This is a genomic window from Rhodococcus sp. 14-2470-1b (assembly GCF_002259415.1).
GTDB lineage: Bacteria > Actinomycetota > Actinomycetes > Mycobacteriales > Mycobacteriaceae > Rhodococcoides.
Map to the genome: position 1 here is coordinate 51,411 of NZ_NPFY01000036.1, position 13,978 is coordinate 65,388.

13 protein-coding genes are annotated in these 13,978 nt (G+C 65.3%); 2 read left to right on the plus strand and 11 right to left on the minus strand.

The genetic code is table 11. The annotated features are described in order from the left end of the window. Positions 1-2: 2 nt before the first annotated feature. Positions 3-2,711 (minus strand): DNA translocase FtsK, encoded by a 2,709-nt coding sequence (locus CH293_RS24860; RefSeq protein WP_176460117.1) that lies wholly within the window; start codon positions 2,709-2,711, stop codon positions 3-5. 60 nt (positions 2,712-2,771) lie between these two features. Continuing rightward, positions 2,772-3,395, minus strand: a complete 624-nt coding sequence (locus tag CH293_RS24870) for a TIGR03085 family metal-binding protein (protein ID WP_037113337.1) — start codon at positions 3,393-3,395, stop codon at positions 2,772-2,774. Positions 3,396-3,456: 61 nt separating this feature from the next. Here CH293_RS24870 and CH293_RS24875 point away from each other — a divergent pair, with 61 nt between their 5' ends. Beyond that, positions 3,457-4,236 carry a sulfite exporter TauE/SafE family protein gene (locus tag CH293_RS24875; RefSeq protein ID WP_037113336.1) on the plus strand — a complete coding sequence of 260 codons (780 nt, stop codon included), beginning with the start codon at positions 3,457-3,459 and terminating at the stop codon, positions 4,234-4,236. 59 nt (positions 4,237-4,295) lie between these two features. Here CH293_RS24875 and CH293_RS24880 read toward each other — a convergent pair whose 3' ends face one another. From CH293_RS24880 to thyX, 3 genes are all read right to left on the minus strand, one after another. Then, a complete protein-coding gene (locus tag CH293_RS24880) occupies positions 4,296-6,134 on the minus strand; it encodes a ribonuclease J (protein WP_230595701.1) in 1,839 nt (612 codons plus the stop codon). Beyond that, positions 6,131-7,039: a 4-hydroxy-tetrahydrodipicolinate synthase gene (dapA, locus tag CH293_RS24885; protein WP_037113334.1), complete on the minus strand. Its 909-nt coding sequence runs from the start codon at positions 7,037-7,039 to the stop codon at positions 6,131-6,133. The genes CH293_RS24880 and dapA overlap by 4 nt, the downstream gene beginning before the upstream one ends. A gap of 72 nt (positions 7,040-7,111) precedes the next feature. After that, positions 7,112-7,864 carry an FAD-dependent thymidylate synthase gene (thyX, locus tag CH293_RS24890; protein WP_170945350.1) on the minus strand — a complete coding sequence of 251 codons (753 nt, stop codon included), beginning with the start codon at positions 7,862-7,864 and terminating at the stop codon, positions 7,112-7,114. Positions 7,865-7,965: 101 nt separating this feature from the next. On the opposite strand from thyX, the gene CH293_RS24895 reads away from it, so the two are divergent. Beyond that, positions 7,966-8,427, plus strand: a complete 462-nt coding sequence (locus CH293_RS24895; RefSeq protein WP_037142457.1) for a toxin-antitoxin system HicB family antitoxin — start codon at positions 7,966-7,968, stop codon at positions 8,425-8,427. Position 8,428: 1 nt separating this feature from the next. Here CH293_RS24895 and zwf read toward each other — a convergent pair whose 3' ends face one another. The 6 genes from zwf to dapB are packed head-to-tail and all read right to left on the minus strand — an operon-like array spanning position 8,429 to position 13,828. Next, positions 8,429-9,883, minus strand: coding sequence for a glucose-6-phosphate dehydrogenase (gene zwf, locus CH293_RS24900; RefSeq protein ID WP_019664132.1), 1,455 nt, complete (start codon positions 9,881-9,883; stop codon positions 8,429-8,431). A 57-nt stretch (positions 9,884-9,940) separates the two neighbouring features. Next, a complete protein-coding gene (locus CH293_RS24905; RefSeq protein WP_094721766.1) occupies positions 9,941-11,161 on the minus strand; it encodes a winged helix-turn-helix domain-containing protein in 1,221 nt (406 codons plus the stop codon). A gap of 34 nt (positions 11,162-11,195) precedes the next feature. Next, entirely contained in the window at positions 11,196-12,107 is a 912-nt protein-coding gene (locus CH293_RS24910; protein ID WP_094721767.1) for an alpha/beta hydrolase, read from the minus strand. A gap of 27 nt (positions 12,108-12,134) precedes the next feature. Continuing rightward, entirely contained in the window at positions 12,135-12,584 is a 450-nt protein-coding gene (locus tag CH293_RS24915; RefSeq protein WP_094721768.1) for a flavodoxin family protein, read from the minus strand. A 16-nt stretch (positions 12,585-12,600) separates the two neighbouring features. After that, positions 12,601-13,065 (minus strand): hypothetical protein, encoded by a 465-nt coding sequence (locus CH293_RS24920; RefSeq protein ID WP_020110224.1) that lies wholly within the window; start codon positions 13,063-13,065, stop codon positions 12,601-12,603. 4 nt (positions 13,066-13,069) lie between these two features. After that, entirely contained in the window at positions 13,070-13,828 is a 759-nt protein-coding gene (gene dapB, locus CH293_RS24925) for a 4-hydroxy-tetrahydrodipicolinate reductase (protein ID WP_217900786.1), read from the minus strand. Between the last annotated feature and the right edge of the window lie 150 nt (positions 13,829-13,978).

Below are 13,978 nucleotides of genomic sequence, written 5' to 3' on the forward strand. Positions count from 1 at the left end.
CGTCAGTCCTCTGCCGGCGCGTCGTCCGGGTCGCCGCCCCTGATCGACCACAGCAAGCCGTCGAGCTCGTCGGGCTTGATCAACACCTCGCGGGCCTTGGAGCCTTCGCTCGGCCCGACGACGCCACGGTTCTCCATGAGGTCCATCAGCCGTCCCGCCTTGGCGAATCCGACGCGGAGTTTGCGCTGCAGCATCGACGTCGACCCGAACTGACTGGTGACGACGAGCTCTACCGCTTGCAGCAGCACGTCCATATCGTCGCCGATATCCGGGTCGACGTCCTTCTTGTCCGACGCCTTGGCGGCGGTGACCGTCTCGTTGTACTCCGGCTCCGCCTGGTTCTTGGCGAAGTCGACGACGGCCGAGATCTCCTCGTCGGTGATGAACGCACCCTGCAGACGGGTCGGCTTGCCGGCACCCATGGGGAGGAACAACGCGTCGCCCATGCCGATGAGCTTCTCCGCACCCGCCTGATCGAGGATGACCCGCGAGTCGGTCAACGACGACGTCGCGAAAGCCAGGCGTGACGGCACGTTGGTCTTGATCAGACCGGTCACGACGTCCACCGACGGCCGCTGCGTGGCGAGCACCAGGTGGATACCGGCAGCACGCGCCTTCTGGGTGATGCGGACGATCGCGTCCTCCACATCGCGGGGCGCCGTCATCATCAGGTCGGCCAGCTCGTCGACGATCGCAAGGATGTACGGGTACGGGCGGTACACCCGCTCGCTTCCCAGGGGTGCGGTGATCTCGCCGGAACGTACCTTCTTGTTGAAGTCGTCGACGTGGCGCACCTTGTTGACCTGCATGTCCTGGTAGCGCTGTTCCATCTCCTCGACCAACCAGGCCAAGGCGGCTGCGGCCTTCTTGGGCTGCGTGATGATCGGGGTGATCAGATGCGGAATGCCCTCGTACGGCGTCAGCTCGACCATCTTCGGGTCGATCAGAATCATCCGAACCTCGTCGGGCGTGGCTCGCGCCAGCAACGACACGAGCATCGAGTTGACGAAGCTCGACTTACCGGACCCCGTCGAACCGGCGACCAACAGGTGCGGCATCTTCGCCAGGTTCGCGCTGACGAAATCGCCTTCGATGTCCTTGCCGAGGCCGATCACCAGAGGATGGTGGTCCTTGCGGGTCGACGGAGCGGTGAGTACGTCGGCGAGTCGTACCATCTCGCGATCGGAGTTGGGTACCTCGATACCGACGGCTGATTTGCCGGGGATCGGGGCGAGCAGTCGGACGTTGTCCGTCGCGACCGCGTACGCGATGTTGCGGTGAAGGGCCGTGATCTTCTCGACCTTGACACCCGGTCCCAGCTCGACCTCGTAGCGCGTCACCGTCGGGCCGCGCGTGAATCCGGTGACCGCTGCGTCGATCTTGAACTGTTCGAGAACCTCGGAGATGGCCTCGATCATCGCGTCGTTCGCCTGGCTGCGAGTCTTCGGCGGATCGCCGTCGATGAGCAACGACAGCGACGGCAACGTGTAATCCCCGTCGACGACGCGGTCGACGACGATCTTGTCCTCGTCCGCGGCCGGTTTCGGCTCGGCCGCCTTCACGACGGGCTTGGGCCTGGGTCGCGGTGGCGTCGGCGCCGTCGGTGGCTCGAGTGGAAGTTCGGGTTCCGACGCGACCGGTTCGATCACCTCGGTCGGCAGTTGCTCCGCGCCGGGCTTGCGGGCTCGGGATTTCTTGACCGGGATGTACTCCTCGGTCGGGTAGTTGCCGTACGGATCCCCACCGAGATGCCCGGCAGAGTTGTCCACGGGGTAACCGTCAGCGTCGAAGGCCGCCGCGTCGTAGTCCCCGTATCGACCGTCGCCGTAGTCGTTGTCACCGAACTCCGAACCGTAGTCGGCCGGGTCGTAGTCGCCGTACTCGTCACCGCGGCTGTCGGTCCCGAACAGCGATCGGAGGCGATCCGGAACGTCCCGCACGGTTGTCCCGGTCAGAAGCAGCACACCGAACAGACCGGCCAACAGCAACAATGGCACGGCAAGCCACACGGTCAGACCGTCGGCGATCGGTCCACCTGCGACGTACCCGACGAATCCTGCCCCCGACGCGCGACCTTCGGCGTCCGTCGGCGACCCCGCCGCCATGTGCCAGAGACCGAGGATCGGGAGAATCAGCAGGATCGAGCCCAGGACCAGTCGCGGGCGGATGTCCGGATTCGGTTCGGTTCGCATGAGCAGAACGGCCACGGCGACTCCGAGGACGGGCACGATGTACCCGGCGTCCCCGACGATCGCTCGGACCGCTATCTCGATCCACTCGCCCACCGGACCGCCAGCCGAGAACCAGACCGCGGCGGCAACGACGACGCTGACGGCGATCAAGCCGAGGGCAAGTCCGTCACGGCGATGACCGTGCTCGATGTCCTTTGCCTTGCTGACAGTGCGGGTGGTGGCCCCTACTCCGCGGGCAGCCATCGACCACCCGGACGACATACCGCGTCCGACGGCGGACATCACTCCACCCGACTTCTTCTTGGGCGGCCGCCTCGATCCTGATCCGCGCGGCGCCGCATTCCGTGGGGCTGCGTTTCTCGGCGCTGCCTTGCGGGGCGCTGTCGGCTTCTTCGGCGTGGTCACCGTACGTGCGGTTCGCCCTCCGGGCGGCTTGCGTGATCCCCCCGAAGCACGCGATGTCGACGAACCTCCGGCGCTGCCGGCGTTCGAACTCCGTGTGCTGGTCTTTCCTGCCATGGCCCCTAGGTTAGTCGCAACGGCCCCTTCGAAACCATCCGCAACACGAGTAACAGCCCGTCAGAAACTCCGATCCAGGTCGTCGACAGCCTCGATCGACGCCGCGTTTCCGGTCCTGTCGAGGTGGACCTCACTGCGCCCGAACGCGTGAAGCAGCAGCTCCGATGGCCGACCCGCCAGCACGACCTGTTCTCCCCCGGCTCTTTTCACCGTGACCGAGCGTCCATCGAGGGTCTCGAGAACGACACCTACCGGTGACCGCCGATACGCGAGGCGTCCCACGACCGTCGCGAGCCTCCACAGTCGATTCTGGAGATCGGCGGACAGCAGCCTGGGAGACCATCCGGACTGGGCGCGTCGAACATCCTCGTGGTGAACGAACATCTCGCCGACGTTGATCAGGGGGTCCAGGACCTTGAAGGGCGACCACACCGGCGGCCCGGCTGCGACCTCCGCCACGAGTTCGGAGAACGGCCGGCGCGCCACCTCGTTCTGCACCTTCTGCGTGTAGGAGTCGAACAGTGGGAGGAGTATCCCCGGCGCCGCATCCAACCGGCGTTCGCGGACAACGAGATGGGCCGCGAGGTCCCGCGTGGTCCAGTCGCCGCACAGTGTCGGTGCGGACTCCCCCGCTGCCGTCAAACTCAGTACCAGTTCTGCGCGTTCGTGCTGTGCAAGGGTCACATCGATCCACCGTACGTGCCCGCTGCGCTGTGCGGACGACATGGACCGTAATCTCGGGTCGGTGCCGATCTCCGAAATTCTCGTCATTCTCGTTGCCGGATTCGGCGCAGGTGCGATCAACGCCGTGGTGGGATCGGGAACGCTGATCACGTTCCCGACTCTGGTCGCTTTCGGTTACCCGCCCGTCGTGGCGACGATGTCGAACGCGATCGGGCTGGTGGCGGGGAGCGTATCGGGTACCTGGGGCTATCGTCGCGAGCTCTCGGGCCAGTGGTCGCGGCTGCGATGGCAGATGCCTGCGTCGTTCCTCGGTGCGCTCGGCGGTGCGTGGCTGCTACTTCACCTGCCCCCGTCGGTGTTCAGCGCGGTCGTTCCGGTCCTGCTGATCGGCGCACTCGTTCTGGTGGTGGCTCAGCCGAGCATCCAGGGGTGGGCCAGACGGCGTTCCGAGGCGGCGGGAGTCGCGGTGGACCACGTCAGCCGAACGAAGTTGACGCTGCTGACCATCGGGACGTTCGTGGTGGGAATCTACGGCGGCTACTTCACTGCAGCGCAGGGCATTCTGCTGATCGGCGTCATGGGCGTCCTTCTACCGGACTCCATGCAGCGCATGAATGCCGCCAAGAACTTGCTGTCGCTCATCGTGAACGTCGTCGCCGCGGTCACCTACACCATCGTGGCGTTCGACGACATCAGTTGGGCCGCGGCCGGATTGATTGCAGCTGGATCTCTCGTGGGCGGATCCGTCGGCGCACGCTACGGCCGGAAGTTGTCGCCGTGGGCGCTGCGGATCACCATCGTCGTGATCGGCCTCATCGGCCTGTGGCGGCTGCTGGCCTGACGCGTGGACGCGTCAAGCCAGCAAGCGCCGGAGTAGATCGTACGAAGTGTCGTACGACGCTACTTCTGGCCGACCGCCATGACGGTCGGGACGATCATCGGCTTGCGACGGTACTTGTCGGCGACCCACCGACCGACCACGCGGCGAACAGCCTGCGCGATGCGGTGGGTGTCGGTGACGCCGTCGGACGCCAGTCGCTGCAGTTCCGCTTCGACGAGCTGGGCCGCTTCCTTGAGCGCAGCCGGGTCGTCGGAGAAGCCGCGACCGGACACCTCGGGAGTCGTGATGGCACGGCCGGTCGTCGAATCGACGGCCACGGTGATGGCGATGAATCCACCCTCACCGAGCACGAGGCGGTCGGACAGGGTCGAATCGCCGACGTCCCCGACGGACAGGCCGTCGACGTAGACGTGACCGACGGGCACCTGACCGACGATGCGGGCCAGACCGTCGACCATGTCGACGACGACGCCGTCCTCGGCCAGAACGACACGGTCCTCGGCAACACCGGTCGCTTTCGCGAGTGCAGCGTTGGCGCGCAGGTGTCGCCATTCGCCGTGTACGGGCATCGCGTTGGTGGGGCGCACTGCGTTGTAGAGGTAGAGCAGCTCACCCGCGGATGCGTGGCCCGAGACGTGGACCTTGGCGTTCTGCTGGGTCACGACGGTAGCGCCGCGCTTGGCGAGGCCGTTGACGACCGCGAAGACGGAGTTCTCGTTTCCGGGAATCAGCGACGACGCGAGAACGACGAGATCGTTGGCCTTGACGTTGATCTGACGGTGCTCCCCACGGGCCATGCGCGACAGTGCCGACAATGGCTCGCCCTGCGAACCGGTGGAGATCAACACCAGGCGATCGTCGGGGAGCGTCGCCGCGGTGTCGATGTTCACCTCCAGGCCGTCGGGCACCCGGAGGTAGCCGAGGTCCTGGGCGATCTGCATGTTCCGGACCATCGATCGACCGACGAAGGCGACGCGACGGTTGTATCGCTCGGCGACGTCGATGACCTGCTGGATGCGGTGCACGTGGCTGGCGAACGACGCGACGATGACTCGCTGCTTGGCCTTGCCGATGACGGTGTCGAGTACGCCACCGATCTCACGCTCGGGTGTGACGAATCCGGGCACTTCGGCGTTCGTGGAGTCCACGAGGAACAGGTCGACGCCCTCGTCGCCCAGCCTGGAGAAGCCTGCGAGGTCGGTGAGCCGTCCGTCGAGCGGCAGCTGGTCGAGCTTGATGTCGCCGGTGTGCAGCGCGAGACCAGCGTCGGTGCGGATCGCGATGGCGAGCGCGTCGGGGATCGAGTGGTTGACGGCGAAGTACTCGCATTCGAAGGGCCCGTGCTTGGTCTTCTGGCCTTCGATGACCTCGACGAGGTTCGGGCGCAGACGGTGCTCGCGGCATTTGGCTGCGACCAGGGCCAACGTGAACTTGGAGCCGATGACGGGCAGGTCGGGCCGCAACCGGAGCAGGAACGGGACCGCGCCGATGTGGTCTTCGTGGCCGTGGGTGAGCACGACGGCCTCGACGTCGGCCATTCGGTTCTCGATGTGCCGGAAGTCAGGCAGGATCAGGTCGACGCCTGGCTGTTGGTCCTCGGGGAACAAGACGCCGCAGTCGATGATCAGGAGTTTGCCCTGATGCTCGAACACGGTCATGTTGCGACCGATCTCGCCGATTCCGCCGAGGGCGACGATGCGGAGGCCTTTGAACGGGGCCTTCGGTGGCGTCCCGAGGCGGTCGGTCGGATCGACCTCACGGCGGGTGTCCGGGCGCTGTGTGCGCGCGGAATTCTGCACCACTGGTTTTGCCGCGGACTTGGCAGGCTGCGCCGGCCGTTCCGCAGGGGGGCCCGCGCTTCGGGTTGCGCGGCCTCGTGAACGTGCTGGTCTACTCATACAAGGACTCCTGCTGCCCGCAGATCTGCTGCGAGCAATTCGATTTGGTCGATGCTCGGTGGCACCTGGGGAAGTCTGGGATCACCGACGTCGAGTCCGATGAGGCGTAGCCCGGCCTTGGATGCGGTGACGCCGCCGAGGCGCGCTACCGATCGGATGACGGGGATGAGGCTTGCGTTGATGGCGCGGGCGCGGGCGACGTCGCCGACCATGAACGCGGAGTGCAGTTCCCGCAGGCGTGCGGGAACGAGATGTCCGATGACGCTGACGAATCCGGTGGCACCGACGGACAGCCACGGCAGGTTGAGCGGGTCATCGCCCGAGTAGAACTGCAAGCCGGTGGTCGCGATGAGCTCCGCGCCCGCGTTCAGGTCGCCCTTGGCGTCCTTCACCGCGATGATTCGTGGGTGCTCGGACAGGCGGCGCAACGTGTCTGTCTCGATGGGCACGACGGACCGGGGCGGAATGTCGTACAGCATGACGGGCAGGTCGGTCGCGTCGGCGACCGCGGTGAAATGAGCGTAGAGCCCGGCCTGAGGCGGGCGCGAGTAGTACGGCGTCACGACGAGCAGGCCGTGCGCACCTGCGCGCGCGGCGTCGCGAGCCAGTTGGACGCTGTGCGCCGTGTCGTTGCTTCCGGCACCGGCGATGATCCGTGCACGATGACCCACCGCGGCGATGACGGCCCGCATCAGTTCGAGCTTCTCGTTCTCCGTGGTGGTCGGCGACTCTCCGGTCGTGCCGGCCAGAACCAGGCCGTCGTGGCCTTGCTCCACCAGGTGGTGTGCCAACCGGACTCCGGCGTCGACATCGAGCTTTCCGTCCGCCGTGAACGGCGTCACCATTGCGGTGAGCACCGTGCCGAACGCCGGCAGTACTCGAGGAGCGGCATCACCGTATGTCATGGTCAGAAAGGCTACCCGGTACGCGGAGCCCCACCTGTCGGTGGGACGGGAGTTCACTTCCGTGGCGTGACGTCACACCTCGGTGACGAACGGACTGTGCGCCACTTCCGAGCCGTCGGGCAGCATCGCGATCTCGTAGTCACCGAACACGTCCGGTGCGACGGTGGTCAGTTGCCTCAGGCATTCCACGGCGACACGCCGAATCTCGACGTCGGCGTGCTCGGATGCGCGCATCGCCACGAAGTGCCGCCAGGCTCGATAGTTGCCGGTGACGACGACCTTGGTCTCGGTGGCGTTGGGAAGTACCGAACGTGCGGCCTGCCGAGCCTGCTTGCCACGTAGAGCAGCGCCGGTCACTCCGTCCAACTTCTGCTCGAGTACGCCGAGAAGTTCGACGTATGCTGCCCGGCTCTGTTCCGTTGCCTCCAGGAAAAGCGCTTCCAACTCGGGATCACCGTCGATGGCCGGAGGCACGATCACCTTGGCCTCACGCTCGGGTACGAATCTCTGCGACAGCTGGGAGTAGGAGAAGTGCCTGTGACGGATCAGCTCGTGGGTACACGAGCGCGAGATACCGGTGATGTAGAAGCTCACCGACGCGTGCTCGAGTACGGAGAGGTGGCCGACATCGAGCAGATGCCGGAGGTAGGACGCGTTGGTCGCAGTCCGAGGATTGGGCTTGGACCAGCTCTGGTAGCACGCCCGGCCTGCGAACTCGGCGAGCGCTTGACCCCCGTCGGCGTCCGTTTCCCACGGAATGTCCTCCGGTGGCACGAAATCGGTCTTCGCGACCAATTGCACCTTCAGTGACACCGTCTTCGACACGTCGGTTTTCCTTTGCTCGAGCTGCACCGATACACCCGAACACTATCGATGCGCCATACTGACGCCTTGCATGACGCCATTTCTGACGCCACACTGGCGTCATGGAACTCGACACGTACACCTCGTCCCTCCGAGCCGATCTACTTGCCGCGGCAGCGCTCGGCGACGAACACACCAGGAAGACCGCCGAAGCGCTCGGATCCGCGGCGCAGGCGTCGGCCAGGCTCATGTTGCTGCAGGCACTGTCTGACTTCGCCGACGAGGTCACCGCACAGCTGAACGGTCCGTCGGTGCATGTGCGCATCGCCGGTACGGAGGCCGTAGCCGATGTCACCGCGGCACCCGACTCCGGCACACCGGACGATCGGGCCGCCGCCGAGGACTATCCGACGATGGACGATGTCACCGGCGAGATGCGCCGGGTGACGCTGAGAGTGGTCGAGCAGGTGAAGGAACGCGCAGAAGAGGCCGCATCGATGAACGGCGTGTCGCTCAACTCGTGGCTTTCTCAGGCAGTTCAGGGAGCGTTGCGCGATCAGATGCGCAAGGACCGCCCCTTCTGATTCACGGTCGTTCGCGCCACGCTCGTTCGAAGGGCAGCCGCCAGGCGTTGGGTGCGATCAACTGGTGGATTGCATTGGGCCCCCACGACCCCGGTGTGTACTGACGAACCGGGGGCGGATCCGCAAGCAGCGGCGCGGAGACCTCCCACAGTCGTTCGATACCTTCGGCCGTGGTGAACAGCGTGTGATCGCCGTGCATGGCGTCGAGTATCAGCCGCTCGTAAGCTTCGAGAACGTCGCCGACGCGTTCGGTCTCGCCGATCGCGAACTGCATGCTCAGCTTGTCCAGACGCATGCCGGGGCCCGGGCGTTTGCCATAGAACGACAGGGACACTTTCGAGGCGTCGGCCAGGTCGAACGTGAGGTGGTCGGGACCGTGGGCGCCGACGCCGGAACCGGCAGGGAACATACTTTTCGGTGGCTCGCGGAACGCGATCGAGATGATGCGCTGGCCTTCCGCCATGCGTTTGCCCGTCCGTAGGTAGAACGGCACTCCGGCCCAACGCCAGTTGTCGATCTCGCACTGCAGCGCTACGAACGTGTCGGTGTCGGAATCCGGCGACACTCCGGGTTCGGTCAGATACCCCGCGTACTGTCCGCGAACTACCTTGCGGGGATCGAGCAGCTTCATCGACCGGAACACCTTGTTCTTCTCTTCACCGATCGCGCGTGGTTCGAGCGCCGTCGGAGGTTCCATCGCCATGAATGCGAGGACTTGGAACAGGTGCGTGACCACCATGTCCTTGAAGGCGCCCGTCGACTCGTAGAAGTTCGCGCGTCCGTCGAGCGCCAGCTTCTCCGGGATGTCGATCTGGATGTGGTCGATGAAGTTGCGATTCCAGATAGGTTCGAACAAGCCGTTCGCGAATCTGAACGCCAGAATGTTCTGCGCCGGTTCCTTTCCCAGGAAGTGATCGATCCGGAAGATCTGGTCCTCGTCGAAGGTCTCGTGCACGGTAGCGTTCAGTTCGATGGCACTGGCCAGGTCGGTACCGAAGGGTTTCTCCATGATGATGCGAGACCCCTTGACCAACCCTGCTGCGCCGAGCATCTCGACGACGGCCAGCGCGGCCTTCGGTGGCACGGACAGGTAGTGCAGCTTCCGAGTCCCCGGTCCGAGTTCCATCTCGGCGCGGGCAACAGCTTCGGCAAGCGCCGCCGGCCCCGCCTTCTGGGATACGTAACTGAGCTTTCCGGCGAATTGCCGCCACTGCTCGTCCGACACTTTCCGGCTGGAGAACTCGTCGATCGCTTCGAGCGCCATCTGCCGGAACTCGTCGCTGGACATCTCCTCGAGCGAGGTCCCGACGACGCGGATGCGCGGGGCGAGATCGGACAGCGCCAGGTGCATCATTCCGGACAGCAACTTGCGTTTGGACAGATCACCGGTGGCACCGAAGAGCACCACGACCTGCGGAGGGAGTTCACTCTTGGGCGCGGTGGCCGACGTCGTCACAGTGGAGATAGTGGCACCGATACGCCCGTCTCGCAGGCCGAAGCACTGATCCTCGTCTCAGAGCGCGCGGGACAGTGCACCCACGAGGTCCCCGCGTTCACCGACCACCACCGACTCGAGTTCGAGCCATTCGGCCATCTCCCGCAAGTGCGGAACGAGGCGATCGGCGATGGGTCCGGGATCGCGGTCCCCTTCGACGAACGCTCCGAGGACCTGCAGTTGCGACGCCGCACGGTCGCCCTTCAGGTCGACCCTGGCCACGAGGTCCCCGTCCATCAGGAACGGGAACACGTAATACCCGTGCACTCGCTTGTGCTGGGGTGTGTAGATCTCGATGCGGTAGTGGAAATCGAAGATCCGCTCGACGCGGGGACGAAAGAAGATCATCGGGTCGAACGGGCACAGAAGCGCCGATCCTGTTGCCGCTCTGGGGGTTCTGGCACCGGCGTGGAGGAATGCTGTCGCTCCCCAGCCCCGGACCGCGACAGGTTCCAGTGTGCCGTCCTCGACGAGATCGACAATGGCGGCCTTCGTCTGCTTCTGCGACAAGCGATAGTAGTCACGGAGATCGGGCTCCGTTCCGATCCCGAGCGCCGACGCCGACTGTGCGACCAACTGCCGTACCGCATCGGGTTCCGACACCACCTGCGCTGCAACATGTTCGGGTACGACACGCTCGACCAGGTCATATCGCCGGACGAATCCGCTGCGGGTGGCGACCGACACAACACCCGCAGCGAACAGTTGCTCGACGACCACCTTCACGTCACTGCGGTCCCACCACGGGCCTTTTCGACCGAGACGCGGAGAGTCGAGGACTCGCTCGATGTCCCCGGCGCTCGACGGACCCGCATCTCGCAAGACATCCAGGATGTCCTGCGACAGAGACGGATTACGCTCCAGAACGGTGTATGCACCACCCCAACGCCCGTGCGCGTACAGCTCGGTGCGCCAGCGAAACAGTGGCCAGTCCTCGACCGGCACCAGGGCGGCCTCGTGCGCCCAGTACTCGACGAGCCTGCGCGGCGTGCGCGCGGTGTCGGTCCACGCTGCGGCGTCGAGCACCGATCGGTCGTACTTTCCGACCCGACTGAACAGTGGCGCGTAGTGGGCACGAACGAGCACGGACACCGAATCGATCTGCAGTAACCGATTTCGTTCGATGACCTTGTGCACCGCCCTCGACGACGCGCCCCGCTCCGTCACACGATGGGGGGACGCTAGACCTTGAGCCGCCAGGGCCGTACGCTTCGCCATCGCGGCACTCATCTCGCGCATGGCCCCACCCTGCCACGAAGGTCCGACAGATCGGTCAGCTCTGCCAGCCGTGTGTCCGGGCGAGGTCCTCCATCGTCGACACGAGCTGCGACAGGCCTGGTTCCTCGATCGGAAAGTGCCCACACCCTTCGAGGTACACCAAAGTCGTGTCGGCCGCGATGCGCTCGAGGAATCGAACGCTGATCTCCGGCGGAGTCCACCGATCCTCGACGGGATGGACCAGTGTCACCCGGGGACCGCGGTACGTCTGCGGCTGCGTGTGCTCGAACGAGAAGAAGCTGCTCAGAAAGCCGAGGGGTACCGACACTCCCCCACCCAACGGATCGGATGCGCACAGCGCCGACAACTCCGGATCGGCGCTCATGTTGTCGATGTCGATCAACCATCGGATCGGTAGCCTCGTACGGCGGGACAGCCGAGCGCCGAGCTTCAGCAGCGCCGGTGACGGTCCGCCGAGGAAACCGAACCGCGCTGCCGCCGAACGCGCCTGTGGGTCGGACGGATCGAGCAGACACGTCGCGACGACATCGGCGACCTCGCCGGTACGCGCGGCGACCTCGTAGGCCAGCATTCCGCCCATGCTGGCGCCGAACAGCACCAGCGGCCTCGGATCTCGTCGTCGTTCCGCCAGGACGAGATCGCACATCATGTCGATCCAGTCCTCGTACGTGATGCTTCCCGGATCCGGGACTGCGGTGCGGCCGTACAACGGCAAGTCGGGAAACAACACTTCCGCGCCCCGGGTTGCCGCCAGCGCCGCGAACGGCCACAGCGCACCGGAATGTCCGCCCGCGCCGTGGACGGCGAGTACCTTCAGCGGCGCGTGCGCGTCGCCGGCACGGACGATGTGAACATCGGCGTCGCGCCACTGCCATCTCGTCGAGACCGGCTGTTCGTTCGGCCGATACTTCTCGGGCAGGAACCTCGCATATCGGTCACCGGTCACGCGTGCCAGACTAGGCGATGGACCCAGTCAGTTCATCAGAGTCGCGGCCAGCGTTGCGCCGAGTTCGTAACACTTCTCCCGTGCAGTTCTGTCCACCGAGGTGAGCTGAAGCGATTGGGTGACCCCGTCCAGACTCCATCCGGTCGCGATCTTCTCGACGGCGGAAGTGGCACCGACTGTGTCGTTGTTGCCGTGGACCCACAACCCGTAGGGCCGACCGGCAACTGCGCCCAGGCACGGGTAGTAGGCGGTGTCGAAGAAGTGTTTGAGCGCCCCCGACATGTATCCCAGATTCGCCGGTGTTCCGAACAGGAATCCGTCGGCTGCGAGAACATCCGGCACTGTTGCTGCCAACGCGGGGACGACCCGGGTGGTGACATTCTCGATAGCGGGGTCGGCTGCACCGGCGAGGACGGCCTCGAGCAGCTCCCGCGTCGGCGGCGACGGCGTGTGGTGCACGACGAGGAGAGTTGCCATCAGTTCGGGGTCGCCGTCATGACGAGGATTCCTGGCGCTCGAGCGCGACGGCTCGCTTCATGGTCTCGCGTGCCCGACCTCGGTCCCCCGCGTAGTCGTACGCCCTCGCCAGTCGGTAGGAATTACGCCAGTTGTCCGGGTCCTTTTCCCATTCGGCCTTGATCGTCTGGAACAGCTCGTCCGCTGCCTCCCGGGAGATCCTGCCCGAGGGCATGCGCGGCAGGTCCGTCACGTCCAGTTCGAGACCCTCGTCGTCGACACGTTGCGCCAGGTGCTGATGGTCGAATCCCGCTTTGAGGGTGGCCCCGACGATCCAGACGCCGATGATCGGGAGGAGGAGCACTCCGATGCCGAGCCCGATGTTGACCGGTCCGCCCGTCTGGACGAGGGAGATTCCGCGGGTTCCGAGAAGGTAGAAGTAGAACCCGAGGATCAGCACCATCACACCGATGGTCAGCAGGACTTTCGTCGCTTTGTTCATGGTCTTACAGATCGAGGAAGGAATCGAGTCCGACGGTCAGCCCCGGCCGTCCGGCGATCTCGCGGACCCCCAGCAGGACGCCTGGTGCGAACGACGTGCGATCGAGCGAATCGTGACGGATCGTCAGTGTCTCCCCGAGCGTGCCGAGCAGAACTTCCTGATGCGCGACCAGACCTGCCAGCCTGATCGAGTGAACGCGAACTCCGTCCACCTCGGCGCCGCGGGCACCGTCGAACTCCACCGTCGTGGCATCGGGGCTCTTCGGGATGCCTGCCGTCGCGCGTGCTTTCGCGATGAGTTCGGCAGTGCGGTAGGCGGTCCCCGAGGGGGCGTCGGCTTTGTTCGGGTGGTGCAGCTCGATGACCTCGACCGAATCGAAGAAGCGTGCAGCCTGCTCCGCGAAGCGCATGGTGAGGACTGCACCGATGGCGAAGTTGGGCGCGATCAGCACACCGGTCCGAGGCGAGGACCCCAGCCACTCCGTCACCGACGCGAGCCGTTCCTCGTCGAACCCGGTGGTGCCGACAACGGCGTGGATTCCGTTCTCCACGAGAAACTGCAGATTGGGCATGACGACGTCGGGATGAGTGAAGTCGACGACAACCTGGGTGGACGAGTCGACGAACAGCGAGAGCGGGTCACCGGCGTCGACGGTTGCGACCAGTTCGAGGTCCGCCGCGGCCTCGACGGCGGCACAGATCGCCTGGCCCACCTTGCCGCGGGCACCCAGTACGCCGACCCGGATAGGTGCTTCTGAACTCACGTCTGCTCCACTCTCTTCTCATCGACACAATTCGTCGAGTGAAGCCTACTGACGACCCGCGAACGCAGACCAATCAGCTGCCGAAGAGATTCTTGGCTTTGAGGATCAGCTCGTAGAGCCCGTAGACGAACGGCACGGTCACCCACAGCC